Genomic DNA, 26736 nt, shown 5'->3' with positions numbered 1-26736 from the left:
CCTCCTCAACACCGGACTTGTTGGTGCTCGCTTCGCTCGGCTGAACTCTACGAGTTCAGCTCAAAACCGTATGACCTTCCGGTGACTGTGCCCGGCTGTCCTGACGCGCGGCCCGTCCTGCCCCGACCTTGGTTGGATGTGCGGGCGGGCCGCGAGGACGATAATGCGGCATGTCCCTCACGGTTCCGCTCTCCCCCGCCGGTCGGTGGCGGGGCCTGCTGCGCGGCCCGGCGCGGCGCCTGACGCTGGCCGGGCAGTACAACCTCGCGAGCCTGCTGGTGCTGCTCGCGAGCATGCTCGTGACCGGCTGGTGGGTGGGCCTGCAGATCCGGGAGGGCGTCATTCACCGCACGGCGGCCACCACGTCGCTGTACGTCGAGAATTTCCTCGTGACGCAGCTGCAGGAGCTGGGCGAGGGGCCGTGGCTGCCTCCCCGGCGGGTGGCGGCCATCGAGGACCTGCTGGCGCGCACGCCGCTCGGGCACGAGATCGTCAGCGTGAAGATCTGGGCGCCGGGCGGACGCGTCGTGTACGGCGAGAATGCCGGGAAGGTGTTCCCCGTCAAGGAAGATCAGGTGCGGGCGTGGCGGGGCGAGGTGTCGAGCGACATCACGGACCTGCGCGAGTCGGAGAACGCGTCGCAGCGCGGCCGGTACTCGCGGCTGATCGAGACGTACACCCCGATGCGGACCGAGGGGTCGGCGCGCGTGATCGCCGTCGCGGAGTTCTACCAGCTGGCCGGGCCGCTCGAACGGGAGATCCGGGCGGCGCAGCTGCGCAGCTGGCTGGTGGTGGGCGGCGCCGCCCTCCTGACGTACCTGACGCTGTCGGGACTGGTGCGGCGCGGGTCAGACACCATCCGGGCGCAGCAGGTGCGGCTGGAGGAGCAGGTGCGGACGCTGGAGTCGCTGCTCGTGCAGAACGGGGCGCTGAACGTCCGCGTGCGGCGCGCGGCGGCCCGGCACGCGGCGCACAGCGAGCGGTTCCTGCGGCGCGTGTCGAGCGACCTGCACGACGGTCCGGCGCAGGACCTGAGTTACGCGCTGCTGCGGCTGGAGAGCCTGTCGGCCTTCCGGGGCCTGAGCGTGGACGCCGACCGCGACCTGCTGTCGCTGGAGGGGTCGCTCGCGTCGGCGCTGCGCGAGATGCGGCTCATCGCGACGGACCTGCGCCTGCCGGACCTGGAACCGCTGGACCTGCCGGGCACGCTGCAGCGCGCGGTGCGCGACCACCGCCGCCGGACGGACACGCCGGCGGACCTGCAGCTGCACGCCCTGCCGGACGGGGCGTCCCTGCCGCTCAAGATCGCCGCGTACCGCATCGTGCAGGAGGCGCTCGCGAACGCGGCCCGGCACGCGCGGGCCCCGCTGCGGGTGGAGGCCTTCGTGCAGGGGGACGCGCTGCACCTGCACGTGAGTGATGCCGGGGAGGGCATGTCGTGGGACGGCGAGGCGCTCGATGGGCATCTGGGGCTGGTCGGGATGCGTGAACGTGCGGAGAGTCTCGGCGGGACCTTCTCGCTGCGTGCCCTGCCGGGCGGCGGCACGCGGGCCGAGGCGACCCTGCCGCTCGGCGGGACGGAGGGCGACCATGACTGACCCCGTGCAAGACGGGCGGCCGGACCGGGTGCGGGTGGTGATCGTGGACGACCACCCGCTGTTCCGGGAGGGCGTGGCGGCCGCGCTCGGCAGTGACGGTGATCTGGAGGTGGTGGGTGAGGGCAGCAGCGGCCCCGAGGCGCTGACGCTCGCGACGACGCTGCTGCCGGACCTGCTGCTGCTGGACCTGAACCTGCCGGGCGGCGGGCTGAGCGCGCTGCGGGCGGTATCGGCCGCGTGTCCCGTCACGAAGATCGTGATGCTGACCTTCAGCGAGGAGGAGTCGGACGTGCTCGCGTCCCTGAAGGGCGGGGCGCGCGGGTACATCCTGAAGGGCGTGGCGGGCCGCGAACTGCGGCAGATCCTGCGGGCCGTGCAGGCGGGCGAGGTGTACATCACGCCGGCCCTCGCGGCGGGCGTGCTCGTGGAGATGGCGAGCGCCCGGCGGGAGGGGGCCGGGCCGCTGCACGACCTGACGCCGCGCGAACGGCAGATTCTGGAGGGCGTGGCGGGCGGGCGCAGCAACAAGGAGATCGGACGGGACCTGGACCTGACGGAGAAGACCGTGAAGCACTACATGACGAACATCCTGCAGAAGCTGCAGGTCCGGAACCGGGTGGAGGCGGCGCTCATCGCGCAGCGCGAGGCGAACCGCTGACCCCTGACGTGCGGGGGCGCGGTCAGGCCGGGGCCGGGCCGGGCGGTGCGGGCGGGAGCGCTTTGATCAGGGTGTGTCGGGCGCCGTGCAGCAGGGCGTCGCTCGCTTCGCGGTCCGGGAGGGCGCGGGCCAGCAGCAGCGTGCCGACGAGCGCGGCGACGAGCGTCTGCGCCTGGGCGGGCGTCAGGTCCGGCTGCAGGCCCAGGACGCTCTGCGTGAAGTGCGTGAGGCCCTGCGCGAACGTGCGTCTGAGCGGGTCCTGCGCGCGGGACACGTCGGCGCTCAGGGCGGGGAGGGGGCAGCCGTCGTCCGGGTGGTCGCGGTGCTGGCGGCTCAGGTACGCGCGGACGAGGGCCGCGAGCGGGTGCGGGTGAGTGCGGGCGTGCGCGACGAGCGCGGCGTGCTTGCGGAAGGCGGAGCGTTCGAGGGCCGCGGCCACGAGCGCGTCGCGGTTCTCGAAGTGCGCGTAGAAGCCGCCGTGCGTGAGTCCGGCGTCCTGCATCACGCTCTGCACGCTGACGCCCGACAGTCCGGCCCGCAGGTACGCCCTGGACGCGGCGTCCAGGATGCGTTCGCGGGTGTGTTCGCGGTGCTGCGGGGCGTAGCGGGGCATCAGCGCGAGGGGGGCGCGATGACGGCGAGCGTGCAGCGGGACACGCAGACGGCCTTGCCGCGTTCGTCCACGATCTCGATCTGCCACACCTCGGACGTGCGGCCCTGGAAGACGGGGGTGGCGGTGGCGGTCACGGTGCCGCTGGCGACGCTGCGCAGGTGGTTGGCGTTGATTTCCTGACCGACAGCGATCATGCCGCGTTCCCGGACGTTCATGTACGCGCCGATGCTGGCGACGCTCTCGGCGAGGGCGACGCTGGCCCCGCCGTGCAGCACGCCGAACGGCTGGTGGACGCGGCTCTCGACGGGCATGGTGGCGACGACGCGGGTGGGTCCGGCCTCGGTGACGCGGATGCCGAGGTGGGCGAGGAGCGTGTCCCTGCCGAGGGCGATGTCGGCGGCGCTGGGGGTCTGGGCGGCGTTCTGGTCGGTGGGGGTGGTCACGGGTGGTCCTCCGGGGTCGGCGTCCGGCAGGCCGGGCGGCAGGGGCGGGGGGATACGGGGGCCAGGGCGGCTCCGGGCGCGAATTGAATATGACGCTCATCATATCCACTTCGCCCGGCGTGTGCCAGTGCGACGTTCGGCGCCGGGCTATGCTCGGACGTGCGGGTATTCCGGACCCGCGTCTTCGCGGCGGACGGCGCCGGGACTACAGTGGAGTCACCATCATGCTAAGCACTGTCGCGCGGGCCTTCGAGGTCCTGTCCCTGTTCACACCCACAGAATCGTCCTGGGGCGCCAGCAGCGTCGCCCTGCGCCTGGGTCTTCCCAAATCCAGCGCCCACGATCTGCTGCGGTCCCTCTACGACCTCGGGATGCTGGAACGCCAGACGGGCGGGCAGTACCGCCTGGGCCTGGGCCTGCTGACGCTCACGCACAGCGTCTGCGCGGGACGCCCGTGGCTCGCCGCGTCCCGGCAGGCCATCGCGGCCCTCGCGGAAGCGTCCGGCGAGGTCGTGCACCTGTCCGTGCTGCAGGACGGCGCGCTGCTGCACCTGGAGGACGCCCACCCCAACTGCGGGTACGGCGAGGACCTCGGGCTGCCCTCGCCGGGCCTCGCGTCCATGAGCGTGCCGCCGCAGTGCAGCGCCATGGGCAAGGCCATGCTGTCCGCCCTGCCGTGGAGCGAGGTACAGGCCCTCATCCGCCGCCAGGGCCTGCCGGGCCTGACCGTGAACTCCATCAGCACGCCCGACGAACTGCAGACGGAACTAGAACGCATCCGGCAGCAGGGCTACGCCTACGACGTGGAGGAAGCGTTCCCCGGCGTGTGCTGCATCGCCGTGCCGGTCCACGGCGAGGACGGACGCGTGCAGGCCGCCATCAGCATGTCCATGAAGGCCGACCGCTTCTACGCGGGCAAGGCCGTGCACCGCGCGCAGCTGCTGGAAGCCGTCGCGCGCCTGGAAGCCGCCATCCGCCGCACGCCCGTGCCGCGCATCCAGGCGACCGCGTGAGCAGCACCCCCCCGGCCTCCACCGCTGCGGCCTCCACTGTTCCGGCCTCCCCGGGCACGGACACGCCGGACCCGAGGCTGGACGACGCGCTCACGGTGCTGCACCCGGACGGCCAGGTGGCCCGGCCGGACCTCGTGCCGACCGACACGGCCCACGTCACGCGCCTGTACCGCGCCATGCGCCGCGCCCGCCTCTTCGACGAGCGCGCCCTGCTGCTGCAGCGCCAGGGCAGGCTCGGCGTGTACCCGCTGTTCGGCGGGATGGAGGCCACGCAGGTCGGCGCGGCGCTCGCCCTGACGCCCGGCCGCGACTGGCTGGCCCCCACCTACCGCGGGAGCGGCTGCGCCCTCGCGTACGGCCTGCCGATGTCCAAGGTGATCCTCAACTGGCGCGCGCACCCGGACGGCTTCCGGATGGACCCGGACCTGCGCGTCCTGCCGTTCTACACACCCATCGCCAACCAGCTGCCGCACGCGACCGGCATCGCGCTCGCCGAGGCGCGGCACGCGCGGCGCGAGCACAGGCCGTCCAACGTGGCGCTCGCCTTCGTGGGCGACGGCGGCACGTCCGAGGGAGACTTTCACGTCGGCCTGAACTTCGCCGGAGCGTACCGCGCGCCCGCCGTGTTCGTGATCGAGAACAACGGCTGGGCCATCAGCACCCCCACCAGCCGCCAGACAGCCGCCCGGACGCTCGCGTCGCGCGGCGAGGGCTACGGCATGCCCGCCGTCCGCGTGGACGGCAACGACCTGCTCGCCGTGCACCACGTCACCGCAGAGGCCGTCGCACGCGCGCGGCGCGGGGACGGCCCCACCCTCATCGAGGCGATCACGTACCGGATCCTGCCGCACACCTCCAGTGACGACCCCGCCCGCTACCGCGACGAGGTGCAGGCAGAAGCGTGGAAGCGGCGCGACCCCGGCCTGCGCCTGCGCGCGTACCTGACGCGCGAGGGCGCCTGGGACGAGCGGCAGGAGGACGACCTCGTGCGCGAGGTGGACGCCGAACTGCGCGCCGCCGTGCACGACGCGGACGCCGCGCCGGACCTGGAGCCGTGGGAACTGCTGGAGCACGTGTTCGAGACGCCCACCCCGGAAATGCGGGAGCAGCAGGCGGAACTGCGCGCCCTGCACCCCGCCCGCAGCGGAGGACCGGCGTGACGGCCCTCCCGCACGCGGAAGAACGCGGCGCCCAGGGCGAGCAAGGAACGCGGAACGTGACGATGGTGCAGGCCGTGCAGGCCGCCCTGCGGGACGCGATGCGGGCAGACGAACGCGTCCTGCTGTTCGGGGAGGACGTCGGCATGGGCGGCGTGTTCCGCGCCAGCGACGGCCTGCAGGCCGAGTTCGGCGAGGAGCGCGTGTTCGACACGCCGCTCTCCGAGGCGGGCATCGTCGGCATGGGCATCGGACTGGCGCTCGCCGGAATGCGGCCCGTCGCGGAAATCCAGTTCGCGGGCTTCCTGTACCCGGCGCTCGAACAGATGGGCGTGCAGCTCGGCCGGTACCGGCAGCGCAGCCAGGGCCGCTACACCGTCCCCATGGTGATCCGCGCCCCGTACGGCGGCGGCATCCACTCGCCCGAACTGCACTCCGAGAGCCCCGAGGGCCTCGTGGCGGCCCTGCCGGGCATCAAGGTCGTCGTGCCGAGCACGCCCGCCGACGCGTACGGCCTGCTGCGCGCCGCCGTGCAGGACCCCGACCCGGTCGTGATGTTCGAGAGCATCAAGCTGTACCGCTCGGTGCGCGGCGACCTGCCCGGCGACGGCGAGACCGTCCCGATCGGGCAGGCGCGCCTGGCACGGCGCGGGGACGACTGCACCGTCCTGTGCTACGGCGGCATGGTGGAGGTCTGTGAACGCGCCGCCGACGCCGCGCACACTGCCGGCATCCGCGTGGAGGTCCTCGACCTGCGGTCCCTGGTGCCGCTCGACCTGGACGCCATCGCGCTCAGCGTGACCCGCACCGGGCGCGTCGTGATCGTGCACGAGGCCGCGCGCCGCATGGGGTTCGGCGCGGAACTCGCCGCGCAGATCGCGGAGCGTCACCATGCCCACCTGCTCGCCCCCATCGTGCGTGTCGCCGGGTGGGACGCCCCCTACCCGCCCTTCACTTCGGCCGAGGCCGCGTACCGGCCCGACGCGCGCCGCGTGGCACTCGCCATCCGCCGCGTCATGGAGTCCTGATGCTCACCATCCCAGACGGCCGCACGGCGCACCTGAGCGTCACCGTGACCGAAGACATGACCGTGCACTTCCACGGGCTCGGCCCGCTGCACCCGGTGTACGCCACGTACGAACTCGCCCGGCACTTCGAGGAGGTGGGCCGCGCCCTGCTCCTCCCGTACCTCGAGGCCGGCGAGGACGGCGTGGGAACGGAAGTGAACGTGCAGCACCACGCGCCCGCCCTGCCCGGCATGCGCGTGGACCTCACCGCGACCCTGGACGGCGTGCAGGGCCGCCGCCTGCGCGTCACGGTGCGCGCCGTGTCGGAGCTCGGCGACTTGATCGCCAGCGGGCACACCGAGCAGCACGTCACGGCCCGCGCCCGCCTGGAGGCAGGCATCACCGACCTGCGGGCACGCTGGACCGCTCACCGCGCGGCAGGGAGGTCCACGTGACCGCCACGCCCCCCACGGCCGAGACGGCCACCCCGGCCGGCGGGACCCTCGTGGACCTGCGCCTCCCGTCCCTGGCCGAGTCGGTGGTGGAAGGCGAAGTGCTCGCGTGGCTCGTCCCGGAAGGCGGCCGCGTCACGGAAGGGCAGAGCGTGCTGGAGATCATGACCGACAAGGTCACGGTCGAACTGCCCTCCCCTCACTCGGGCGTGCTCGTGCAGCACGTCGCGCCGGTCGGCGCGGTCGTCGCGGTGGGCGCCGTCCTGGCCCGCATCGACACCGGCGACACCCAGCCCGGAGCGGCGCCGATGCCGCCCGAACCGGTGCAGGAGGCCTCCACCCCGCCCACGGCCACGCGCCAGGAGGCGCCACCCGAACGGGAGCGGTCCATCATCGAATCGCGCGACGCCGGGCAGGAGGACGATGCGCTCGTCCGCGCCGTCTTCGACGGGTACACGCACCCCACCCGCGAAGGTGCAGGCACGCCCGCCGCATCCGCCCGCGTGCTGGCCGTCCCGTCCGCGCGAAAACTCGCGCGGGAACAGGGCACCGACCTGAAGGCCGTGCAGGGCAGCGGTCCCAACGGCGTGATCCGCACACACGACCTCACCGCGCCCGCATCGCCCGGCGACCGGATGCCCAGTGACCGGGTACCCAGCGACCGGATACCCAACGACTGGCCGCCCCCGGCGCCACCCGCGTACCGCACGCCGGACGGCGCCGCCCACCTCGAAACGCGCACCCCGTACCGCGGCACGCGGCGCGCCATCGGCCAGACCCTCCTCGCCAGCACCCTCCACACCGCGCAGACGCACACCATCGAGGAACTCGACTGCACCGCCCTCACCGCCCTGCGCGCCGACCTGCAGCCGGACGCCGTTCACGCCGGCGTGAAGCTTTCGTACCTGCCGTTCTTCCTGAAGGCCGTCGCCACCGCCCTGCACGAGTACCCGGCCCTCAACAGCGCCCTCGACACCCGAAGCGGCGAGATCGTGCAGCGCGGCTTCGTTCACCTCGGCGTGGCCGTCAACACCGACGCGGGCCTCATCGTGCCCGTCGTCCGCGACGTGCCGCACCGCAGCCTCCTCGACCTCGCCCGCAGCACCACCGACCTCGCCGAACGCGCCAGGAACGGCACCCTGCGCCCCGCCGACACGCAGGACGCCACGTTCACCGTCTCGAACATCGGCGCGGTCGGCGCACTCGTGGGCGTCCCCATCGTCACGCCGCCCAGCGTCGGCATCCTGTCGCTGCACAGCATCGTGAAGCGCCCCGTGGCCGCCGAACGCGACGGTCAGGACATCGTCGTGGTGCGCCCCATGATGTACCTCACCCTCAGCTTCGACCACCGCCTCGTGGACGGCGCGGACGCCGCCCGCTTCAACCGCCGCGTCGTCGACCTGCTCCAGCACCCGCAGCGGCTCCTGCTGCACCTCTAGCTGCAGTCCGCCCCGGGCACGCGCCCCGGACCTGCACCGCACCAACAAGAACTGCCTGTGTCGACAGGCAGTTCTGAAGTCGCGGCAGACGCGAGGCCGATGCACTTCCCCGTCGACACGGTTCTCCCGCACTTGGCTGGGGCCAGACGACTGGCTGGCGGACCCAGAGCCGCGTCAGCATTTGCCCTGGTCCCGTGACTCTACCGGAGTGACGCTGCGCGGGTCACTGGAAGGCAGGAACATCAGCCGTGCGTCAGCACCGGTCCCGGAAGCGTCACGCCGCAGCACCTGTGGCGAGTGCCGGGACGGACGCTACTTCAGGTCGCCGGCCGCGAAGGCCGTCTTCGCGGCGGCGCAGTACAGGACCACGCTTCTGTAGTCGGCGAGTTTGGTGCCCGCGGGCGCCTTGAACGTGAAGGTGCCGTTGAAGGTCTTCAGCGCTCCCACCTTGACGTGCCGGACCGCCACGATGGCGGCGTCCGTAGCGCCTTTGGCCGGGGCCTGCTTGGTGTACAGCCAGACCTGCAGGTCAGGTCCGGGTTCGGTCTTGAGGTCGGTGAGCGTCACGACGACCTGTCCGGCCTTCTCTTCTGCGGAGACCTGCCCGGTGGTGGGCGCCCCGAGGCTGTGCAGGGGACGGCCGTGCATCATCATGGCGGTCTGGGCGTGGGCGGTGGCGAGCGTCAGGACGGCGGTGCTCAGAAGGATCAGGGACTTGTTCATGGTGACCTCGTGTGGATGGGAGAGGGCTCTGGGCGCGTGGCGGAGGGCCCGCAGGTCAGGGGGTGACGGGCAGGCGGAACCTGACCTGCACGTCGGTGGTGGGGTCCGCGCCGGGAATGGAGATCCCGTGGTCGGCGAACGTCACGCCGAACTCCGCCTTGACGTCGAGGGTGGTTCCGGCCGAGTTCAGGGTGAGCGTGGTCGGGGCGCGCACGTCCCGGCTGACGCCGTTCAGGGTGAGGACGCCGCGCGCCGTCACGTGCGCGACCTGTCCCGGTGCGACGCGGGCCGCACCTTCGAGGGTGCCGAGCCTGAATGTGGCCGTGGGGTGGGCCGGGACGCCCAGGAAGGTCCTGGCGTGTTCGTCACGCAGGGCGATGCCGGTGTCGAGGGCCTTGAGGTTCAGGGTGACGGTGGCGGTGGTGGAGCTCAGGGCGGCGGGACGCCAGCGGGCCTGCACCCGGACGCCCGGAACGACGCCCGGCACGGGAATACCGGTCACCCGGAAGTTGAAGTTCGCGACGCCCGCCCCTTCCTGCGCGGCGACCTGCGGCGGCCTGGTGGTGTACACGTGGACGGCACCGGCCCCCAGCACGGCCGTCCCCAGCGCCAGGAGTGCCGCTCCGGCGATCATCCACGGGGCGCGTCTCGGTCTGGTGGGGCGGGTGCGGGCGGTGACGGCGTTCATGGGGGACCTCCTCGTCCTGCTGGGATGGGGGCTGCTGCGGTCGGGGACTTCTGGGATCGGGGGCAGGTCCTGGGGACCGCGGGTCTGCGTTCCGGGTCTCGTCCTGCCCTTACCTACACCTACGCAGGGCAGGGCCCGGAGGTTCAGTCCGGGCCCTGTTCACGTTCGTCTGTCTGTCGGTACGCGCGCCTGCACCTGTCCTTCAGGGTGCGGCACGCGGCACGGTCGGGTGACCGGGGCGGGCGCTCAGCGCTGGGCGCGGAGGTCCTGCACGCGGCGCAGCTTGCCGCCCTCGCTGCGCGGGAGGGTACCGTCCGGGCACAGTTCACAGGTGACGGTGACGCCCACGCGGTCCTTCACGGTCCGGATCACCTCGTCCCGGAGGGCCGCGTCGTGCCGGGCCGCCTCGACGCGCAGGTGCAGTTCGTCGAGCGGGCCTTGGCGCGTCAGGACGAGCAGGTAGTGCGGGCGGAGGTCCGGCAGGTCCGCGAGGGCCGCCTCCACCTGACTGGGGTACACGTTCACGCCGCGCAGCACGATCATGTCGTCGCTGCGGCCCTGGATGCGGTCCATGCGCCGCATCGTCCGTGGAGGGACGGGCGGGAGGAGGCGCGTGAGGTCGCCCGTCCAGTACCGCAGGAGCGGCATGGCGGTGCGTGTCATGCTGGTGAGGACCAGCACGCCCATCTCGCCGTCCGGCAGGATCTCGCCCGTGACGGGGTCCACGATCTCGGGGTAGAAGTGGTCCTCCCACAGGTGACTGCCGTGCTGCACCTCGGCGTCCTCGTTGCTGACGCCCGGCCCGATGATTTCCGACAGGCCGTAGATGTTGGTGGCGCGCACGCCGAGCTTCGCTTCCACCTCGCGGCGCATGGTGTCCGACCAGGGTTCCGCACCGAGCAGGGCGTACTGCAGCCCCAGGTCGCCGGGCGCGTGCCCGCGCGCGCGGAGGGCCTCGGCGAGCACGAGGGCGTAACTGGGCGTGCACGCAATCACTTCGGGCCGGAAGTCCTCCAGCAGTTCCACCTGCCGGGCCGTGTTGCCGCCCGAGACGGGCACGGTGCCCAGCCCGAGCCGTTCGGCGCCCGCGTGCAGGCCGAGACCGCCCGTGAACAGCCCGTACCCGTACGCGTTGTGGAAGAGCATGCCGGGCCGCGCGCCGGCAGCGTGCAGGCAGCGGGCCACGACCTGCGCGAACACGTCGAGGTCATTCTCGTCGTACGCGACGACGGTGGGTTTGCCGGTCGTGCCGCTGCTGGCGTGAACGCGCCGCACCTCGCTGCGCGGGACGCTCAGCAGCCCGAAGGGGTACGCGTCCCGCAGGTCTGTCTTGCGCGTGAACGGGAAGCGGGCGAGGTCCGTCAGGTCCCGCAGGTCGTCCGGCGTGACGCCCGCCTCCCGGAACTTCGCTCGGTAGGCGGGCACCCGAGAAGAGAGGCGCTGCACGGTCGCCTGCAGGCGCGCCAGCTGCAGGGCGCGCAGGGCGGGAACAGGCAGGCTTTCCGCCGCCGGGTCAAACACGGTCCGCCTCCCCGGCGGGACCGGCGGCCTCCCCGTCCAGCGGGGGGCCGTCCAATGAGGAGTCGGCCAGTGGGGGGTCGAAGGCGTCGCGCGCCCGTTCGACCAGCGTGAGGATGTCGTACGTGGCGACGAGCGCGCCGTCCTGGTTGGTGATCTCGCTGAGCCACTCGACCACGCCGGTCGGGCGCGTTTCACCTGGGCGCAGGTCCTTGCGGATCCTGCGTTTGCAGGTCAGGCGGGTGCGGATGGTGTCCCCGATCCCGACCGGCAGGATGAAGCGCAGGTTTTCCAGGCCGTAGTTCGCGAGCACCGGCCCCGGTGCGGGCGACACGAACATCCCTGCCGCCGCCGAGATCAGGAAGTACCCGTGCGCCACGCGCTTCCCGAAGATGCCTTCCCGCGCGCCGATCTCGTCCACGTGCGCGTAGAAGTGGTCGCCGGTGAGCGCAGCGAAGTTCACGATGTCCGCCTCGGTGACGGTCCGGCGGTGCGTGAGGAGGCTGTCTCCCACCGCGATCTCGTCGAAGGACTTGCGGAACGGATGGACGACGTCCTCCTGCACCTGCGCGCCCTGCACGAACTCCCGCGTGATGCGGGTCAGGGTGGTCGGATCGGCCTGCACCGCCACGCGGTTCATGTGATGCCGCACGGCCGAGAGGCCCCCCAGTTCCGAGCCGCCCCCGGCGCGGCCCGGCCCGCCGTGGTTCAGCTGCGGGAGCGGCGACCCGTGCCCGGTGTTCTCCCTGGCGTTGTCGCGGTTCAGGACCAGCAGCCGCCCGTGCGTGCTCGCCATGCCCAGCACGAGTTCCGTCGCCTCCGCGCGGTCGTGCGTCACGATGCTGCCGGCCAGCGAGCCGCGCCCCAGCTTGGTGAGGGTCACGGCGTCGTCGTGCGAGTCGTACGGCAGCAGCGTCACCACCGGCCCGAACGCCTCCAGCTCGTGCGGCCCGCGCGCGGTCAGGGGCGACTCGCACAGCAGCACCGTCGGGTCGAGGAACGCGCCCCGCTCACGGTCGCCGCCCAGCAGGGTCGCCTCGCCGCTGATCAGCACCCGCGTCTCAGACTGCAACTTCGCCAGCGTCTCGCGCACCCGCTCGCGCTGCTCCACGCTGACGAGCGCGCCCATCCGCACGTCGTCCCGCGCCGGGTCGCCCAGCGTCACCCGGCTCAACTCGCGGCGCAGGCCGTCCGTCACCGCCTCCACCAGGTGGGCAGGCACCACCGCACGGCGGATCGCGGTGCACTTCTGCCCGGCCTTCCCGGTCATCTCGCGCGCCACCTCCCGCACGAACAGCGCGAACTCCGGGTCCTCCGGCTTCACGCTCAGGCCCAGCACCGACGCGTTCAGGCTGTCCGCCTCCACACCGAACGGCACGCTGCGCGCCACGACGTTCGGATGCACCCGCAGTTTCGCTGCCGTCGCCGCCGATCCCGTGAACCCCACCACGTCCTGCTCCTCCAGGTGATCCAGCAGGTCACCCGGTTCGCCCGTCACGAGTTGCAGCGCACCCTCCGGAATCAGGCCCGACGCCACGATGTCCCGCACGACCCGCTCCGTGACATACGCCGTCTGTGGGGCGGGCTTCACCAGACTCGGCATTCCCCCGATGAACGCGGGCGCGAACTTCTCCAGCATCCCCCACACCGGGAAGTTGAACGCGTTGATCTGCACCGCCACGCCCTCACGCGGCACCAGCAGGTGACGGCCCACGAACGTCCCCTCGCGCCCCAGCCGCTCCACCCGCCCGTCCGGCCAGAACCGCTCGTCCGGCAGTTCCCGGCGCGCCGCACTCGCGTAGCTGAAGAGCGTCCCGATCCCGCCCTCGATGTCCACCCACGAATCCCGCCGCGTCGCGCCCGTCAGGGTGCTCAGCGCGTAGTACGCCTCCTTGCGCTCCATCAGGTACGTGCCCAGCGCCCGGAGTGCTCGCGCCCGCTCGTGGAAGGTCATGCGCCGAAGCGCCCCACCCGCCCGCCGCCCATACGCCAGCGCCTCCCCGAAATTCACGCCCTCCGACGAGATCACCGCCACCGGACGCCCGTACACCGCGTCCAGCAGCGTCTGCCCCTCCAGGGTCGAATGCCAGCTTCCGTACACGTAAGACGCCGGACGAAGAAGATCCACCTGAGACTGAGTCACCACACCACACTCCTGAACGAAAGAAGAATCACAAGACGAACAGCACACCTCAACCGACACTCACGACCACGCCACACCCGGCAAGAGAACCGAACGCTTACACTGCCGCATGACGATCACCACGCAGCACGAACTGGACTTCATGACCCTCGCCGGGAAAGTCGTCGCCCGCACCCTGGACGCCCTGCGGGCCGCCGTCGAACCCGGCATCACGCCCGCCGAACTCGACGCGCTCGCCGGACAGGTGTTCGCGCAGTACGGCGCGATCTCCGCCCCGCGCGACGAGTACGACGCGCCCGTCAACGTGTTCATCAGCGTGAACGACGACATCGTCCACGGCCTCCCCACGAACCGCCCCCTTCAGGCCGGGGACGTGGTGTGCATCGACGTCACCCCGAACGTCGCCGGGTTCGTCGCGGACGCCGCCATCACCGTCGCCGTCCCCCCCGTTTCGCCCACCACCGCGAACCTCATCGCCGCCGCCGAAGCTGCCCTCGCGCAGGGCCTGAGCGCCGCCCGCGCCGGACGACCCCTGAACGGCATCGGCCGCGCCATCCAGACCGAAGTGAAACGCCGCGGCTTCACGCTCCTCCCCGAACTGCAGGGCCACGGCGTGGGCCGCGCCATCCACGAGAAACCCGACGTGCCCAACGATTACCGCCCCGCCCTCAGGCAACCCCTGCACGAGGGCCTCGTGATCGCCGTGGAACCCATGATCAGCACCGGCAGAAGCCCCCGCGTCCGCACCCGCCGCGACGGCTGGACGCTCGCCACCACCGACGGAGGCATCGCCGCCCACGTCGAACACACCATCATGATCACCAAAGGGAAACCACTGGTGCTGACGGCATGAAGATGAATGTGAAAGCCACTGGAATTCTGGCCAATGACGAATGCGCGTGAAAGACCTTCTCCTGAGATTCACGTTTAACTCTCTGCAACAGGCAGAAGCTCATTCGCACACATAGCTTGCTGCCCCACTCTGATCAGATGCCCGAGAGAGATCAACATGTAGCGACGACCAGCGTCGTCCTTGTGTTGATCAATTTCATCAAACAGTCTGTGAGCCGCTCCCAAAAAATATCGAAGGCTGACCGTATCAAATTCAGTCAAATCCAAGAAGCCATTGGGGCGGTATTCACGGAGATAGTCGAGCAGCGGCGCAGGAATATCACGATCCTGCATCACGTGTTCTGCGATGCGGTCAAAAGCACCAGACGTATCCTTCCAGAATAAATCTGCCCCATCCTGCGAATGCAGAATGATCATGGCTGACATAGAAGCTCTCCGAAACTCATACGCTCTTGAAGCCCTCGAAGGGTTCGCGGCACGCGTCGCAGACGTACATGCGCTTGCAGAGAGTGGGGCCGAAAGATGCGGTCATTCTGACGTTCAGGCTGCCGCAGCGGGGGCAGCGGGCGGGTTCCGCGTCCAGCTGAATCAGTTGGCCTTCCCCGGTGGGGGCGGGGGGCGCGATGCCGTACTGCCGCAGCCGCTCCCGCGCGTCGTCACCTATCCAGTCGGTCGTCCAGGGGGGCGTGAGGGTGCTGCGGACCTCGACGTCCGTGACGCCCAGGTCGCGTACCGCCTGCTCGATGCTCTCCCGGATGACGTGCAGGGCGGGGCAGCCGCTGAAGGTGGGCGTGAACGTGACGGTCACGCGACCCGCGTCGCTGACGGTCACGCCCCGCACCATGCCCATGTCCGTGATGCTGACCACGGGGATTTCCGGGTCGGGCACCCGGGCGAGGGCCTGCAGGATGGCGTGCCGGGTGTGGGGGGCGGTCACGGGGTCACCAGACCTCGGCGTCGGGGTGTTCCCGCGCGACGCTCTGCATCTCTTCCAGCAGGGGGGCGAGGTGGGGGGTGTGCGTGTCGCGGCCCGGCTGGGTGTCGGGCGCGTCGGGCAGGGTCAGGCCGCATTTCTGTGTGAGGTGCCGGGTGACGAGGTCGGTCCAGCGGGCGTGCGCGGCGTTCAGGTCGGGGAGGATGCCCGCTGCGGTCAATTCGGCCTCGCCCTGGATGGGCTGGAAGAGTTGCGCGGCGTGCGGCCACAGTTCCGTCAGGGCCGCCTGGGTGCGGCGTTCGCTTTCGGGTGTACCGAGGGCGAGGCGTTCGACCCACAGCGCGGTGTGCTGCACGTGAAATTTCTCCTCGCGTACGGCTTTCGCGGCGATTTCCGCGAGGGGCGCGTAGGTGCTGCTGGTGGCGGCCTCCAGCCACAGCGCCTCGGAGGTGTCGTACAGGAACTGCCGGACCATCGTGAAGGCCCAGTCGCCTTTCGGGAGTTCCACGAGGCGGGTGTTCCGGTAGTCGTCCGGGCCGCGCCAGAACGCGACGTGGTCGGGGTCGCTGCCGCCGAGGCTCTGCGCGAGGGTGAGGTACATTCCGGCGTGCCCGAGTTCGTCCTGCGCGATGTTCGCCAGTGCAATGTCCTCTTCGAGGATGGGGGCGTGGCCGGTCCATTCGCCGCAGCGGTGCGCGAGGATGATCTCGTCGTCGGCGAGGACCGTGAGTTTCAGGAGGAGGGCCTGCGTCTGCGCGCCGGTGAGTGCCTGGGTGGCGGTCATGCGCTCTCCTCGCTGGCGGCGCGGCCCGGCATCCGCCCGGCGCGTTTGAGTTCGGAGGCGTGACGGCCGATCACGCCGTAGTACTGCTGCTGCTTGTACGTCTTGTCCCGGGCGGGCGCGAACCAGCTGTCGACGGTTCCGGCGTCCTCCTCCGTGCGAACGACGGCCGACTCGGGGAAGACCATCCAGGCGAGCGCGTCGGGGTGCAGGGTGCGGGCCTGCCGGAGCGCGTCACCGGGGCCGCCCGCGTTCACGGTGCCGCTGAGGTCCACGAAGGTCATGCTGCGCCTGATCGTGCGTTTCACGCCCACGTGGTACGTGCCTGACGTGCCGGATGCGTCCAGCAGGGCAGGGGTCGTGACGAGTTCCTCGGGCGTGGTGGTCAGGAGATCGCCTTCCGGGACGCACCAGAGGCTCACGGCGGCCGGGCGGCGCACGAACACGTTGCGGGCGGTCAGCAGCGCGTGCAGAGGGTCACCGGCGTGGACGCTGCCGACCGCCTGATGCGGGCGGCCCGGCGCGTCCTGCTTGAACACCTCCCAGCGGGGCCACTGCGTCCCGGTGGCCCGGGGTTGGGGTTGAGGTTCAGTCATGGGTTCCTTCCGTGTGGGGGAGGTCAGTCGGCGGCCACGGTGCGCTGGCGGTCCGCGTAGGCCTGCAGGGCGTCGCGGACCCAGGCGCCGTCGTCGTGGGCGTGCTGGCGGGCGGCGAGGCGTTCCCTGTTCAGGCCCTCTTCGCCGCGGATGACGGCCCAGAATTCGGTCCAGTCGATCGGGCCGTGACGCCAGTTGCCGTGCGCGTCCTGGTGGAGGTCCGGGTCCGGGATGGTGAGGCCCGCTTCGAGGAGCTCGGGGACGTGTTCGTTGATGAATTCCTGGCGGACCTCGTCGTTGCTCTTGAGTTTGATGCCCCACCTCGTGAGCGCGCCGCTGTTGGGGCTGTCGCTGTCGTGCGGGCCGAGCATCATCATGGCGGGCCACCACCAGCGGTTCACGGCGTCCTGCGCCATATGCCGCTGCTGGGCGGTGCCCTGCGCGTAGGTGACGATCATTTCCTTCCCCTGTTTGTGGTGGAAGGTCTCCTCGCTGCAGATGCGGACCATGGCGCGGCTGTACGGGCCGTAGCTGCATCCGGCGAGCATGGTCTGGTTCTTGATGGCGGCGCCGTCCACGAGCCAGCCGATCATGCCGACGTCCGCCCAGGTGCGGGTGGGGTAGTTGAAGATGCTGCTGTACTTGGCCCGGCCACCGAGGAGCGCGGCGAGCATGTCCTCGCGGGTGGCGCCGAGCGTCTCGGCGGCGTGGTACAGGTATTGGCCGTGCCCGGCCTCGTCCTGCACCTTGGCCATCAGGATGGTCTTGCGTTTCAGGCTGGGGGCGCGGGTGATCCATTCGCCTTCGGGGAGCATGCCGACGACCTCGCTGTGGGCGTGCTGGCTGATCATGCGGATGAGCTGGCGGCGGTACTCGGCGGGCATCCAGTCGCCCGCCTCGATCTTCTCGCCGCGCGCGATACGGGCTTCGAAGTGCGCGTGCTGTTCGGGCGTTTCGCCGCTCTGCAGGGTTGGCCGGGACGGGTCGGTCATGCTTCGCCTCCTGAAAGGATACTTCTACCTAATGTTAGTTAGGTTCAGTGTAGGGCGTGCGCGCCTCCCGGTCAAACCGCGCGCGCGCAGCGCCCACCGCAGCAATCTGGCAAGATGATGACCTGATGCCGCCCCGCCCACCCGCCACCGAGTCCCGCGAACGCATCTACCACGCCGCCGCACGCCTCTTCTCCGAGACCGGGTACCGTGCCACGTCCATGCGCGACATCGCGGCCGCGCTCGGCATGAAGGCCGGCAGCCTGTACGCGCACATCAGCGGCAAGGAAGACCTGCTGTGGGAAATCATCGTCCGCATCGCGGACGAGTTCGACGAGGCCCTCACCCCCGCCCTCGCGCCCGCCGCGCCCGCCGAGGACCGCCTGCGCGCCGCGCTGGAAGCGTACGTGAACGTCATCGCCCGCAACATCGAGATGTCCACCGTGCTGTTCAGCGAGTGGCGGCACCTGCCGCCCGAACGGCAGACCATGATCCGCACGCGCCGGGACGCCGTCGAAGCGGTATTCCGTGAGATCCTCCGGCAGGGCACCGAGAGCGGCGAGTTCAGCGCGGGCACGCAGGTGAACCTGACGGCCGTGCTCGCCCTGTCCGGCGCGAACTGGCTCCCGAACTGGTACCGGCAGGACGGCCCGCTCAGCCCTCAGGACGTCGCGGACACGTTCGTGGCCCTGCTGCTGCACGGCATCCTCCCCAGGACGCCCGCCCCCGGTCCCCGCTGAACCTCGGTGCCGGATGAGGCGCCGCACTGAACGCCCAGCCGATCAGCGTGCGGAACCGCCGCCCGCGTCGCCGGGACGACAGACCGTTTCACGCGCAGCAGGGTAGATTGGAGCGTGTCGATTCACCATCTGGTCACGCTCGGTACACTGATGGTGCAGGGCGTCACGTGGAACCCGCCGAAAGCCCTGACGCTCCTCACGTACCTGCACCTGGAAGGCCCCAGCCCCAGGAGACGCCTGCGGGAACTGTTCTGGCCGAACAGCCAGGACCCGAGCGTGAACCTGCGCGTGGTGCTGGGGCACCTGCGCCGCGAACTGCCGGACGCCGTGACGGGCGCGGACCTGCTCAGCGCACACGTCACGTCCGACGCGGCCGCCCTGCTCGGTCGGCACGGCGGCATCTCCACCTCCGGTGACCCCTTCTATCCGGGCGCGTTCCTGGCGGGCGTGGAGCTGAGCGACGTGTCGCCCGAACTGGACGAGTGGATCCTGGAAACACGTGAACGCCTCGCGGGCGCGGCCCGGCTGGAAGGCCTGCGCCGCGCCGAACTGTCCGGCAGTCCCGGCGACGCCGAGCGCTGGGCCATCTGGGCGTATGCCCTGCCGGACGCCGTCCCGCCGGAACGGGAGGAACTGGAGCGGTTCGCGCGGCTCGCGCTGCCCGGCAGCCCGCTCGAAGCGCAGGTGCGGCACGACCTGAACGTCGTGACGCCCGGCACGCCCACCGCGCACGTCGAACAGGAACTGCTCGGCCGCGACCGGGAACTGAGCGAACTGCTGCTCGCCCTGGCCCGCCCCGAGGTCCGCAGCGTCGAGATCACCGGGCCGGGCGGGATCGGCAAGAGCACCCTGGCGGCCGCACTGCTGCGCGAACAGGCGGCCCTCGACCGGGTGCGCGTGCTGAGCGTGCCGCTGGAACACGCGCACGCAGCGTCTCAGGCGGCCGCACAGGTGGCGGTCGCGCTCGGCGTGCAGGTGCAGGACCAGGGGAACGGCTGGACGGCGCTCGGGAAAGCGTGGGGGGAGCGGCCACTGCTGCTGCTGCTCGACGGAGCCGAAGGACTACCGGACCTCGCGGACGGCGTGCACGCCCTGCTCGGCGCGAGTCCGAACGTGCGGGTCGTGGTCACGTCCCGCGTGCGCCGCCTGGACGGCGCGCACCACCTCGCGCTCGACGGCCTGGCCGTCCCGGTCGCGGGCGACGCGCCGGAACGCGTGGCGCAGTCGGCCGCCGTGCGGCTCTTCGTTCGCGGGGCGCGCCGTCACGTGCCGCACTTCGAGCTGGACGACCGGGCCGCTCCGGTCGTGTCCGCCATCGTGCGCCGCCTGGACGGGCACCCACTCGCGACCGTGCTGAGCGCCACGTGGATGCGCGTGCACTCCCCGGAACACATCCACACCCTGATCCTGCAGGACCTCGCCACCCTGCACGCCGAGACGGGCAGCAGCGAGCGCCACCAGCTGCGCGCCGTGTTCGAGCGTTCCTGGACGCTCCTCGACACGCAGGAACGGCAGGCACTGTCGGCCCTTTCCTACTTCCACGGCTTCGACACCGACGCCGCCATGACGGTGGCGGGCGTCACACCGGAGCTCCTGCACCGCCTGCAGCGGCACTCGCTGATCCATCCCCTGCCCGCCCACGGGAGTGGCCCCGAACGGCTGGAGGTGCCGCCCGTCCTGGCTGCGCAGGCGCTCCGGTACCTGCACGCTCCCGCCCCCGTGCAGGCTGAGCACGCCGCGTACTACCTGGCACTGCTCGAACGGCACGCGCCGGACACCGAACAGGTGCAGCGGGAGCGCGCCAACCTGCTCGGCGCGCTCGGCTTCGCGCTCACGGCGGGTCAGCGCGTCTCGGCGCACGTGGACGCCTTTCTCGCGTCGTACGACCGGACCGGTCAGCTCGCGGCGGGCCAGGACGCCTTCCTTGTGCTGCAGGAGGCCCTGGCAGGCGCGCAGCCCGAAGCGGCGGGCAGCGTGCTGGTCGGCCGGGCCTGGCTCGCTCACCTGACGGGAAACTTCGAGGACAGCGCCCACCTCTCACTCACCCTGCTGGCGGACCCCAGGTACAGGGGCAGCGTGACCGGCATGAAGGCGCACAACGTCCTGAGCCTTACCCGGCGCCGCCAGGGGCAGCTCGCGGCGGCCAGCGAATCGCTCGCGCAGGCCCTCGCTCTGGCGGAAGTGCTGCGCGACGACACCCGTCGCGTCATGTACTCGCTGAACCTCTCGGACCTGCTGATCCAGCTCGGCCGGTACGACGAGTGCACGGCGCTGCTCGACACGCTCGACGCGACCCTGCCGCCGGAAGCGGACGGGTGGCTGCACGCCCAGATCACCGAGCAGCGGCTGCGTGCGGACCACTTCTCCGGCACGCTGTCGCCCGCCGAGGTGGCCGAACGCTGCAGGGCACTGCTCCCGCGTGAACGGAACAGGACGCCCACGTACGCAGAGATGCTGCTGCGCCTTCAGGAGGTGCGCGCCCTGCTGCAGCTCGGACACCTCACGGAAGCCGCCGCACGCCTGCGCGACCTCCTGCCGGACCTGCACGCGTCCGAGGTGACGTCCATGTCCCTGGCGGGACGCCTGCTGAACGTACAACTCCTGTACCTGCAGGGCCGCTCCGCCCAGGCACACGCGGAATCCCTCGTGGCCGTAGAGCAGTGGGGGCAGGTGCGCGAGGACAGCGCATTCTTCGAGCTGCTGCTCGCGCTCGCCGCGCCACTCCTGCGTGCGGACGCCACCCTCGCCCTCGGTGCGCTCGGCACCCTGCTGCACCATCCTGCCAGCTATCACGACCAGCGCGTCCGTGCCCGCGACCTGCTGAGCTCTGCAGGTGTCCCGGACCCCAGCCCGCCGTTCCCGGACGTTCAGGCGCTGGCGAGCGACCTGAAAGCGCACCTGGAGCGCCTGACGTCCCGGCGGCGCTGAAGCCCGAGCAGTCCGGGCCGGGCCGTCAGGGACCGAACGCGGCGGGCGGCCAGCCGTCCACCGGGCTGTCTTCTGGCCGCACCCACGGCTCCTCCACGCTCACCAGTTCGAAGAGACCAGGCGTGGTTCCCTGCGGCGCCAGCGCGAACCCGGGCGAGTCGAACGCGCAGGTGTACAGCGGCCAGCCGCGGAACACCGCCTGCAGATAGTCGCGTTTCGCGCCGGTGCGCGGCTGGCTCTTCAGGCCTGCCCTGACCGCAGGCGAGTCCGAGGACGTTTCCGGCAGCGGCGTGTAGTTCATCACCCAGGCCAGGATGTACGGGTCCCACTGCGACGCCCACGGAATGCCCTGCCTGGCCTTCACCATCGGCGCGAGCGGCACGTAACGGTAGAGCGGCAGGCCGTCCGTGGTGTACAGGTTACCGCCGTACACCACGATCTTCTCGCTGATGGTTGCTGGAGTCATCACTGGGCAGCATACGCGGAACACGCGCCGACAGGATAGACCCATGGGCGCGTGTTCCTCGTTCGGCGTGCGGTGCGGCGCGCCGTCAGGAGAAGTCGGAGAGGACGGCGGTCGTCTCGCCGAGCTTCATGGTCATGGTGCAGCCCGCGAGGCCGTTGTCGCTGGCGCTCAGGTCCGCGTCGAGCTGCGCGTCGTTCACCCCACCGGACGTGAGGACCACGATGGCCGCGTCGGTGGCCGTGCGGTCCGCCGTGACGTTCAGGGTGCCGCCCGACACGCTGTAGGTCGCGTCCGTGAGGGACGAGCCGGTCTTCGTGAGGGTGACGGTGTAGCTGGGCGTGGCCGTCACGGTGGCGGTGCTGGTCGTGTCCTTCAGGGTCACGGTGACCTTCTTCAGCGTCAGCGTGAAGCTGGCGGGTTTGACGCACGCGCCCGTCACGGTAGCGCTGGCGAGCCCGCTGTTGATGGCGAGGCCGTGCGGTCTGATGCCGAAGGGAATGTTGTCAGGGTACTTGATGTCGTCGAAGCTGGATTTCGGGGCGTCCTGGGTGCTGTAGTGCACGGTGCCCTTCACGGACTCCACGACGAGCGTGCTGCTGGTGGCGAGGGTCTTGCCGGTCAGGCCGGCGGGGTTCGTGATGGTCTGCGGGGGAATGAAGGCGCCCACGACGCTCCCGCACCCGCTGAGCAGGACGCTGCCGCCGAGCAGCAGGGCGGAGACGAGGACCGGGCCGCGAACGCGAGTTGAGGTCATGCGTTCAGGGTAGGCGTGCGGGCCGCGCCGGGCTATGAAGATTCCGATGGACGCGTGGGAGCGGGTTCAAGATCAGCTTGCGCTCACCTCTCCCCCGCTCCGTGCACCTGCCGTTCACGGGTCAGGTGTTGCTCGTGTTGTGCCGTTCAGCCGCCCGGCGGGCGGCCCCGGACCATCCGGTGTCGCTCCGATTTCAGGGCTGACGGGAACAGCGAAGGCATGCCTTCTTGGGCAGGACAGCGCCCTGCAGGACGCCTGCCCGCTTCCATCTCCTCAACACCGGACGTGTTGGCGCCCTTGTCGCCCGGCTGAACTTTAGGCGTTCAGCTCGATCAGGCGCGTTCGACGACCGGGAACCAGCCCGCGTAGCCCAGGATGGCCTTCCAGAGCGGGTCCGGCACCACCAGCAGGTCCTGCTCGTCCGCGCTGAGCGCCGTGCGGAGCGTGCCCTCGCGACCGGACTCGACCTTCTGCACCCAGTCGGGCTCCACGATGATGGAGCGGCCCAGCGCCACCATCGCCGCGCCCGCCTCCAGGACCGCCAGCGCGTCCTCCGCCTGCCATACGGCCCCCACGCCGATGAGGGGCGTACGGCCGTGCAGGTGACGCGCGATGATCTCCAGGCGCGTGCCTTCGCCCTCGCCGCTGCGGGGCGCGCCGCGGTAATCGGCGAGCGACACGTGCAGGTAGTCCATCTGGCGGGCGTCGAGCGCGTCCAGCAGTTCGAGCGTGTCGCTCATGCGGATGCCGGGCGTTTCGGGTTCTTCGGGCGAGAAGCGGTACCCGACGATGAAGGGCCGCGTCGCGTGCGCCTTCACGGCCTGCTGCACGGCGTCCACCACGGCGAGCGGGAACGCCATGCGGCCCTGCACGTCGCCGCCCCAGCGGTCCGTGCGGCGGTTGCTATGCGGCGAGAAGAACTGCTGGATCAGGTAGCCGTTCGCGCCGTGCAGTTCGACGCCGTCGAAGCCCGCCTCGATGGCGCGGCGGGTCGCGTCCGCGAAGGCCGTCACGATGCCGGCCACTTCGGCGTCCGTCAGTTCGCGCGGTTCGGCCGAGCCGGGCCGTTCGGACACGACGGCGCTCGCGCTGACCACGTCGCCGTCTACGAGTTCGGCGGGCGCGAGGCGGCCCGCGTGGAAGATCTGCAGGACGGCCTTCGCGCCCTGTGCCTGAATGCGCGCCGCGAGTTCACGCAGGCTCGGGACGAGGTCGTCGCGGTGCGCGCTGACCTGATGCGTGAAGCCCTGGCCGTTGTCCGTCACGTTGGCGCAGGCGGTGACGACCATGCCGACGCCGCCGCTGCGGCGCGCGTAGTACGCGAGTTCGGACGCCGTGACGCGGCCGTCCTCCTCGGAGGAGTAGTTGGTCATGGGGGCCATCACGACGCGGTTCTTGAGGGTGTGACCGCTCCGCAGCGTGATGGGCGTGAAGAGTGCTTCGGTGTTCATGGGTCCTCCTGAGCGGCACGGATGCCGCGTGACCCGCGAATCATGCCGCGCCACGCGGTCCGGCAACTGTGACGCGGCGCGCGGTCCGGCCAGCCGGACGCGCGCCGGGCACGTTCAGGATTCCGGCGTGAGGAGGGCCGTGAAGGACCACACGGGCTCCCCTTCCTGCTGCGCGTCTTCCATTTCCCGGATGAGCGAGACGAACCGCCGGGCGAACTCGCGGGCGCGCGTTTCGCTGAGGCGCACGTCCACGCCGCGCGCCAGGATCGGTTCCAGGGCCGGGCCCGGCTGGACGTTCGGTGTGATGTTGTGCTGCCAGTGGCCGTCTTGCGCCCACACCTGAATCACCCAGCGGCAGTCGAGGCGCGTCATGACGGCCGCGAGACCGTCGAGGTGATCGTTCACGCGGGGCGTCATGCTGGACGCCAGCAGGTCGCGCAGGGTCGCGGCGGGCGTCACCTCGAACGGCACGGTCCAGCGGTCCGGCATCGCGTACTCGCGCAGTGGCCGACCCGCGCGTGGCCTGAGCGTCTCCGTGACGAGACCCGCCCGCACGAGTCGCTGCAGGACCGCGTGCGTGCTCGACAGGGGCCGCCCCAGCGCGCGCGCGAGCACGGCGGCACCGGCGGGCGTCCCGCACAGCCGCGCCAGCAGCGGGCCGAGGGCGGGATTCAGGAGCAGTTCGGCCTGTTCCGGGTTCGCGACGCGCTCGCTCTGCATGCCCCGCAGGCTAGCGTGACTGCAGCGGGGGCGGCGTGGCAGGTGTCGCCCGGCCCGTGAGCGTTCACGCGCGACGCGCCTCCACCCGTCCTGGGGGTGTGGGTGCAGGCATACCCGGCCCTCAGGGCGGCATGCTACGCTCCGCGTGAACAGGCAGGGCAGGTGCAGGCAATCGGGTCGCCCCAGGGCGCGGAGGTGAAGGCATGGACGAACTCCTGGCTCGCGAACGGCAACGCGTGCAGCGCGCGTGGCTCGCGTACCACCGCCCCGGCACCCGCGCGCGCGACGCGGCCGAAGCGCCGCCCAGCCCGGACGTGCTGGCGTCCTGGCGACGCTCCGCCCGCAGCGTCCCGCTCGAACGCGTGAGCGCGCCCCTGGAGGCGGGCAGCGACACCCGGCACGCCTGGCAGGAGTCCGCGCTGGAGTTCGCGGCGCGGCCCCTGCTGGCCGACCTGCAGGCCATCGCGTCCGAGGGAGACCTCGTGGTCGGCATCGCGGACGCGAGCGGGCGGCTCGCCTGGACCGGTGGGAGTCGGCGCATGCAGACGCTCGCGGGGAACCTGAACTTCGTGCCGGGCGGCCACTGGGACGAATCCAGCGTCGGCACGAACGCCCTCGCGCTGGCCCTGCGGCACCGCCGCCCGCTGCGGGTGTTCGCGGCGGAACACTACGTGCAGGCCGTACACGACTGGGTCTGCTACTCCTCCCCCATCCAGCACCCCCGCACGGGTGAACTGCTCGGCGTGCTGGACTTCAGCACCACGTGGCAGCACTCCACGCCGCTCGGCCTGGCCGGCGCGCGTTACTACGCGCAGCAGATCGAGCAGGGCCTCCTGACGGCACCGGAACGTCCCGCCGAGGCGCCCGGCACGCTGCGCCTCACGCTGTGCGGCACACCCGAAGCGCGGCGCGGCACGGAGCGCCTGCACCTGACGCGGCGACAGTTCGAGCTGCTGGGCGTCCTGGCGCTCAACCCGGCGGGTTTGAGCCTGGACGCGCTGCACGCGCACGTGTACGGTGACCAGCCGATCAGCGCGTCCACCCTCAAGAGTGAGATCAGCACGCTCCGCACGCTGCTGGGCGGCTTCATCGCGTCCAGACCGTACCGCCTGATGCTGGGCGTGACCTTCGACGCGCAGACGGTCGAGGGCGCGCTCCTGAGCGGGCACACGGCCCGCGCCCTCGACCTCTACGGCGGGCCGCTCCTCCCGAACTCCGAGTCTCCCCTCCTGCGGTACTGGCGGGAGTATCTCGCGGCCGCCCTGCGAGAAGCGGTGCTCGGCAGCGGCGACACCGACCTGATCTGGCGGTACGCGTCCCGCTTCGACGACCCGGAAGCCCTCGCGGCGCTGGATGGAGCGCTCGGCCGGACGGACCCGCGCCGTCCCGTGGTGCACGCGCGCCTCGCCGGGCTGATCGGGGAACCCGGACCGTCCAGGTAGCACGGCCCTGAACGCCCGGCCGTAATGGGCACGTAACGGGCGCGCGGCACACTCCGGCACAGGAGGTCCCAACCGCTCGTCATGTACCAGCATGTGCTCGTCCCTGTGGACTTCAGCCCCCGCGGCCGGACGGTGGCTCGGCACGCCTTCGACCTCGCGCGCGCCGCGGGCGGACGGGTGACGCTGCTGCACGTCCTGACGGACGGCGACCCGGCACGCGCCGAGGCCCTCCTGCACGCCCTGACCGTGTACGGTCGCCGCCCGCCGACCGTGCTGATCGTGCCGCCCGAACCGGACGCCGCGCGCGCCATCCTGCTCGCCGCGGCCCGCGGGGGCACGGACCTGATCGTGATGGGCGTGCACGCCCGCCCGGACGCGGGCCTCGCGGTCGGCAGCGTGGCCCGCGAGGTGCTGCTGCACGCGAGCGTCCCCGTGCAGATCGTGCCTGGCGCGTACGGCCCGCCGGAACGGGACGGACGCTGGCAGGCCCTCATCCCGCACCGCTGAAGCCCCCTGGTCCGGGTTCGCTCCGATTCCACGAGATCCGGCACCGAATTCCGTTTCGTGGCCTCCAGACCGGACGTGTCGGCCCCCGCTCCGCCCGGCCGAACCCCAGGCGTTCAGTTCCGTC

The 26736-nt window shown here is 71.3% G+C and carries 27 protein-coding genes; 12 read left to right on the top strand and 15 right to left on the bottom strand.

The window, feature by feature from the left end; genetic code table 11:
* The first annotated feature begins 170 nt into the window (after positions 1–170).
* Both IEY33_RS06225 and IEY33_RS06220 read left to right on the top strand, forming a co-directional pair.
* The gene (locus tag IEY33_RS06225) at positions 171–1598 is read left to right on the top strand and encodes a sensor histidine kinase (protein WP_188961418.1); all 1428 of its coding nucleotides are present in this window, start codon (positions 171–173) and stop codon (positions 1596–1598) included.
* Positions 1591–2256 carry a LuxR C-terminal-related transcriptional regulator gene (locus IEY33_RS06220; protein ID WP_188961417.1) on the top strand — a complete coding sequence of 222 codons (666 nt, stop codon included), beginning with the start codon at positions 1591–1593 and terminating at the stop codon, positions 2254–2256. The genes IEY33_RS06225 and IEY33_RS06220 overlap by 8 nt, the downstream gene beginning before the upstream one ends.
* 22 nt (positions 2257–2278) lie before the next feature.
* Here the strand turns inward: IEY33_RS06220 and IEY33_RS06215 are convergent, their stop codons facing one another.
* A complete protein-coding gene (locus IEY33_RS06215) occupies positions 2279–2869 on the bottom strand; it encodes a TetR/AcrR family transcriptional regulator (RefSeq protein WP_188961416.1) in 591 nt (196 codons plus the stop codon).
* On the bottom strand, positions 2869–3312 hold the full coding sequence (locus IEY33_RS06210) for a hotdog fold thioesterase (protein ID WP_229670820.1): 444 nt from the start codon (positions 3310–3312) through the stop codon (positions 2869–2871). Before IEY33_RS06210 ends, IEY33_RS06215 begins: the two co-directional genes overlap by 1 nt.
* A gap of 224 nt (positions 3313–3536) precedes the next feature.
* Between IEY33_RS06210 and IEY33_RS06205 the strand changes: the two genes are divergently transcribed.
* From IEY33_RS06205 to IEY33_RS06185, 5 genes are all read left to right on the top strand, one after another.
* Positions 3537–4325: an IclR family transcriptional regulator gene (locus IEY33_RS06205; protein ID WP_188961415.1), complete on the top strand. Its 789-nt coding sequence runs from the start codon at positions 3537–3539 to the stop codon at positions 4323–4325.
* On the top strand, positions 4322–5485 hold the full coding sequence (locus IEY33_RS06200) for a thiamine pyrophosphate-dependent dehydrogenase E1 component subunit alpha (RefSeq protein ID WP_229670819.1): 1164 nt from the start codon (positions 4322–4324) through the stop codon (positions 5483–5485). Before IEY33_RS06205 ends, IEY33_RS06200 begins: the two co-directional genes overlap by 4 nt.
* A 62-nt stretch (positions 5486–5547) precedes the next feature.
* A complete protein-coding gene (locus IEY33_RS06195; protein WP_188961669.1) occupies positions 5548–6510 on the top strand; it encodes an alpha-ketoacid dehydrogenase subunit beta in 963 nt (320 codons plus the stop codon).
* Positions 6510–6944, top strand: a complete 435-nt coding sequence (locus IEY33_RS06190; RefSeq protein WP_188961414.1) for a thioesterase family protein — start codon at positions 6510–6512, stop codon at positions 6942–6944. Before IEY33_RS06195 ends, IEY33_RS06190 begins: the two co-directional genes overlap by 1 nt.
* Positions 6941–8380 (top strand): dihydrolipoamide acetyltransferase family protein, encoded by a 1440-nt coding sequence (locus IEY33_RS06185; RefSeq protein WP_229670818.1) that lies wholly within the window; start codon positions 6941–6943, stop codon positions 8378–8380. The genes IEY33_RS06190 and IEY33_RS06185 overlap by 4 nt, the downstream gene beginning before the upstream one ends.
* 312 nt (positions 8381–8692) lie before the next feature.
* Here the strand turns inward: IEY33_RS06185 and IEY33_RS06180 are convergent, their stop codons facing one another.
* From IEY33_RS06180 to paaZ, 4 genes are all read right to left on the bottom strand, one after another.
* Positions 8693–9103: a DM13 domain-containing protein gene (locus IEY33_RS06180; protein ID WP_188961413.1), complete on the bottom strand. Its 411-nt coding sequence runs from the start codon at positions 9101–9103 to the stop codon at positions 8693–8695.
* A gap of 55 nt (positions 9104–9158) precedes the next feature.
* A complete protein-coding gene (locus IEY33_RS06175; protein ID WP_188961412.1) occupies positions 9159–9791 on the bottom strand; it encodes a YceI family protein in 633 nt (210 codons plus the stop codon).
* 246 nt (positions 9792–10037) lie between these two features.
* Entirely contained in the window at positions 10038–11312 is a 1275-nt protein-coding gene (locus IEY33_RS06170; RefSeq protein ID WP_188961411.1) for an AMP-binding protein, read from the bottom strand.
* Complete coding sequence (gene paaZ / locus IEY33_RS06165) at positions 11305–13455, bottom strand: phenylacetic acid degradation bifunctional protein PaaZ (RefSeq protein ID WP_373288001.1); 2151 nt, start codon at positions 13453–13455, stop codon at positions 11305–11307. The genes IEY33_RS06170 and paaZ overlap by 8 nt, the downstream gene beginning before the upstream one ends.
* A 106-nt stretch (positions 13456–13561) precedes the next feature.
* Here paaZ and map point away from each other — a divergent pair, with 106 nt between their 5' ends.
* The gene (gene map / locus IEY33_RS06160) at positions 13562–14305 is read left to right on the top strand and encodes a type I methionyl aminopeptidase (RefSeq protein WP_188961409.1); all 744 of its coding nucleotides are present in this window, start codon (positions 13562–13564) and stop codon (positions 14303–14305) included.
* 74 nt (positions 14306–14379) lie between these two features.
* Here map and IEY33_RS06155 read toward each other — a convergent pair whose 3' ends face one another.
* Genes IEY33_RS06155 through paaA form a run of 5 tightly spaced genes read right to left on the bottom strand, consistent with a single transcriptional unit; the run spans position 14380 to position 17607 of the window.
* Entirely contained in the window at positions 14380–14730 is a 351-nt protein-coding gene (locus IEY33_RS06155) for a hypothetical protein (RefSeq protein WP_188961408.1), read from the bottom strand.
* A gap of 16 nt (positions 14731–14746) precedes the next feature.
* Entirely contained in the window at positions 14747–15241 is a 495-nt protein-coding gene (paaD, locus tag IEY33_RS06150; protein WP_188961407.1) for a 1,2-phenylacetyl-CoA epoxidase subunit PaaD, read from the bottom strand.
* Between the two features lie 4 nt (positions 15242–15245).
* Positions 15246–16022 carry a 1,2-phenylacetyl-CoA epoxidase subunit PaaC gene (gene paaC / locus IEY33_RS06145; RefSeq protein WP_188961406.1) on the bottom strand — a complete coding sequence of 259 codons (777 nt, stop codon included), beginning with the start codon at positions 16020–16022 and terminating at the stop codon, positions 15246–15248.
* The gene (locus tag IEY33_RS06140; protein ID WP_188961405.1) at positions 16019–16615 is read right to left on the bottom strand and encodes a phenylacetic acid degradation protein; all 597 of its coding nucleotides are present in this window, start codon (positions 16613–16615) and stop codon (positions 16019–16021) included. Before IEY33_RS06140 ends, paaC begins: the two co-directional genes overlap by 4 nt.
* Positions 16616–16638: 23 nt before the next feature.
* Entirely contained in the window at positions 16639–17607 is a 969-nt protein-coding gene (gene paaA, locus IEY33_RS06135) for a 1,2-phenylacetyl-CoA epoxidase subunit PaaA (RefSeq protein WP_188961404.1), read from the bottom strand.
* A gap of 125 nt (positions 17608–17732) precedes the next feature.
* Between paaA and IEY33_RS06130 the strand changes: the two genes are divergently transcribed.
* Positions 17733–18344 carry a TetR/AcrR family transcriptional regulator gene (locus IEY33_RS06130; RefSeq protein ID WP_188961403.1) on the top strand — a complete coding sequence of 204 codons (612 nt, stop codon included), beginning with the start codon at positions 17733–17735 and terminating at the stop codon, positions 18342–18344.
* A 114-nt stretch (positions 18345–18458) separates the two neighbouring features.
* Positions 18459–21272, top strand: a complete 2814-nt coding sequence (locus tag IEY33_RS06125; protein WP_188961402.1) for an ATP-binding protein — start codon at positions 18459–18461, stop codon at positions 21270–21272.
* Positions 21273–21297: 25 nt separating this feature from the next.
* Here the strand turns inward: IEY33_RS06125 and IEY33_RS06120 are convergent, their stop codons facing one another.
* From IEY33_RS06120 to IEY33_RS06105, 4 genes are all read right to left on the bottom strand, one after another.
* Complete coding sequence (locus tag IEY33_RS06120) at positions 21298–21738, bottom strand: hypothetical protein (RefSeq protein ID WP_188961401.1); 441 nt, start codon at positions 21736–21738, stop codon at positions 21298–21300.
* A gap of 85 nt (positions 21739–21823) precedes the next feature.
* Positions 21824–22492: a hypothetical protein gene (locus IEY33_RS06115; protein ID WP_188961400.1), complete on the bottom strand. Its 669-nt coding sequence runs from the start codon at positions 22490–22492 to the stop codon at positions 21824–21826.
* Positions 22493–22824: 332 nt separating this feature from the next.
* Positions 22825–23943 (bottom strand): NADH-dependent flavin oxidoreductase, encoded by a 1119-nt coding sequence (locus IEY33_RS06110; protein ID WP_188961399.1) that lies wholly within the window; start codon positions 23941–23943, stop codon positions 22825–22827.
* Positions 23944–24057: 114 nt separating this feature from the next.
* The gene (locus IEY33_RS06105; protein WP_188961398.1) at positions 24058–24663 is read right to left on the bottom strand and encodes a helix-turn-helix domain-containing protein; all 606 of its coding nucleotides are present in this window, start codon (positions 24661–24663) and stop codon (positions 24058–24060) included.
* A 203-nt stretch (positions 24664–24866) separates the two neighbouring features.
* Here IEY33_RS06105 and IEY33_RS06100 point away from each other — a divergent pair, with 203 nt between their 5' ends.
* Together IEY33_RS06100 and IEY33_RS06095 are read left to right on the top strand one after the other, a co-directional pair.
* Positions 24867–26105 (top strand): transcriptional regulator, encoded by a 1239-nt coding sequence (locus IEY33_RS06100; protein ID WP_188961397.1) that lies wholly within the window; start codon positions 24867–24869, stop codon positions 26103–26105.
* 81 nt (positions 26106–26186) lie between these two features.
* Complete coding sequence (locus tag IEY33_RS06095; protein WP_268238813.1) at positions 26187–26612, top strand: universal stress protein; 426 nt, start codon at positions 26187–26189, stop codon at positions 26610–26612.
* Positions 26613–26736 lie beyond the last annotated feature (124 nt).

Source organism: Deinococcus aquiradiocola, assembly GCF_014646915.1.
Classification (GTDB): domain Bacteria; phylum Deinococcota; class Deinococci; order Deinococcales; family Deinococcaceae; genus Deinococcus; species Deinococcus aquiradiocola.
This window is presented reverse-complemented; position numbering and strand designations above follow the sequence as displayed.

Excerpts from the sequence above, each read along its gene's own strand:
- IEY33_RS06225 (WP_188961418.1), top strand. The coding sequence starts at position 171 with ATGTCCCTCACGGTTCCGCTCTCCCCCGCCGGTCGGTGGCGGGGCCTG.
- IEY33_RS06220 (WP_188961417.1), top strand. The coding sequence starts at position 1,591 with ATGACTGACCCCGTGCAAGACGGGCGGCCGGACCGGGTGCGGGTGGTG.
- IEY33_RS06215 (WP_188961416.1), bottom strand. The coding sequence starts at position 2,869 with ATGCCCCGCTACGCCCCGCAGCACCGCGAACACACCCGCGAACGCATC.
- IEY33_RS06205 (WP_188961415.1), top strand. The coding sequence starts at position 3,537 with ATGCTAAGCACTGTCGCGCGGGCCTTCGAGGTCCTGTCCCTGTTCACA.
- IEY33_RS06195 (WP_188961669.1), top strand. The coding sequence starts at position 5,548 with ATGGTGCAGGCCGTGCAGGCCGCCCTGCGGGACGCGATGCGGGCAGAC.
- IEY33_RS06190 (WP_188961414.1), top strand. The coding sequence starts at position 6,510 with ATGCTCACCATCCCAGACGGCCGCACGGCGCACCTGAGCGTCACCGTG.
- IEY33_RS06180 (WP_188961413.1), bottom strand. The coding sequence starts at position 9,103 with ATGAACAAGTCCCTGATCCTTCTGAGCACCGCCGTCCTGACGCTCGCC.
- IEY33_RS06175 (WP_188961412.1), bottom strand. The coding sequence starts at position 9,791 with ATGAACGCCGTCACCGCCCGCACCCGCCCCACCAGACCGAGACGCGCC.
- map (WP_188961409.1), top strand. The coding sequence starts at position 13,562 with ATGACGATCACCACGCAGCACGAACTGGACTTCATGACCCTCGCCGGG.
- IEY33_RS06155 (WP_188961408.1), bottom strand. The coding sequence starts at position 14,730 with ATGTCAGCCATGATCATTCTGCATTCGCAGGATGGGGCAGATTTATTC.
- paaC (WP_188961406.1), bottom strand. The coding sequence starts at position 16,022 with ATGACCGCCACCCAGGCACTCACCGGCGCGCAGACGCAGGCCCTCCTC.
- IEY33_RS06140 (WP_188961405.1), bottom strand. The coding sequence starts at position 16,615 with ATGACTGAACCTCAACCCCAACCCCGGGCCACCGGGACGCAGTGGCCC.
- paaA (WP_188961404.1), bottom strand. The coding sequence starts at position 17,607 with ATGACCGACCCGTCCCGGCCAACCCTGCAGAGCGGCGAAACGCCCGAA.
- IEY33_RS06130 (WP_188961403.1), top strand. The coding sequence starts at position 17,733 with ATGCCGCCCCGCCCACCCGCCACCGAGTCCCGCGAACGCATCTACCAC.
- IEY33_RS06120 (WP_188961401.1), bottom strand. The coding sequence starts at position 21,738 with ATGACTCCAGCAACCATCAGCGAGAAGATCGTGGTGTACGGCGGTAAC.
- IEY33_RS06115 (WP_188961400.1), bottom strand. The coding sequence starts at position 22,492 with ATGACCTCAACTCGCGTTCGCGGCCCGGTCCTCGTCTCCGCCCTGCTG.
- IEY33_RS06110 (WP_188961399.1), bottom strand. The coding sequence starts at position 23,943 with ATGAACACCGAAGCACTCTTCACGCCCATCACGCTGCGGAGCGGTCAC.
- IEY33_RS06105 (WP_188961398.1), bottom strand. The coding sequence starts at position 24,663 with ATGCAGAGCGAGCGCGTCGCGAACCCGGAACAGGCCGAACTGCTCCTG.
- IEY33_RS06100 (WP_188961397.1), top strand. The coding sequence starts at position 24,867 with ATGGACGAACTCCTGGCTCGCGAACGGCAACGCGTGCAGCGCGCGTGG.
- IEY33_RS06095 (WP_268238813.1), top strand. The coding sequence starts at position 26,187 with ATGTACCAGCATGTGCTCGTCCCTGTGGACTTCAGCCCCCGCGGCCGG.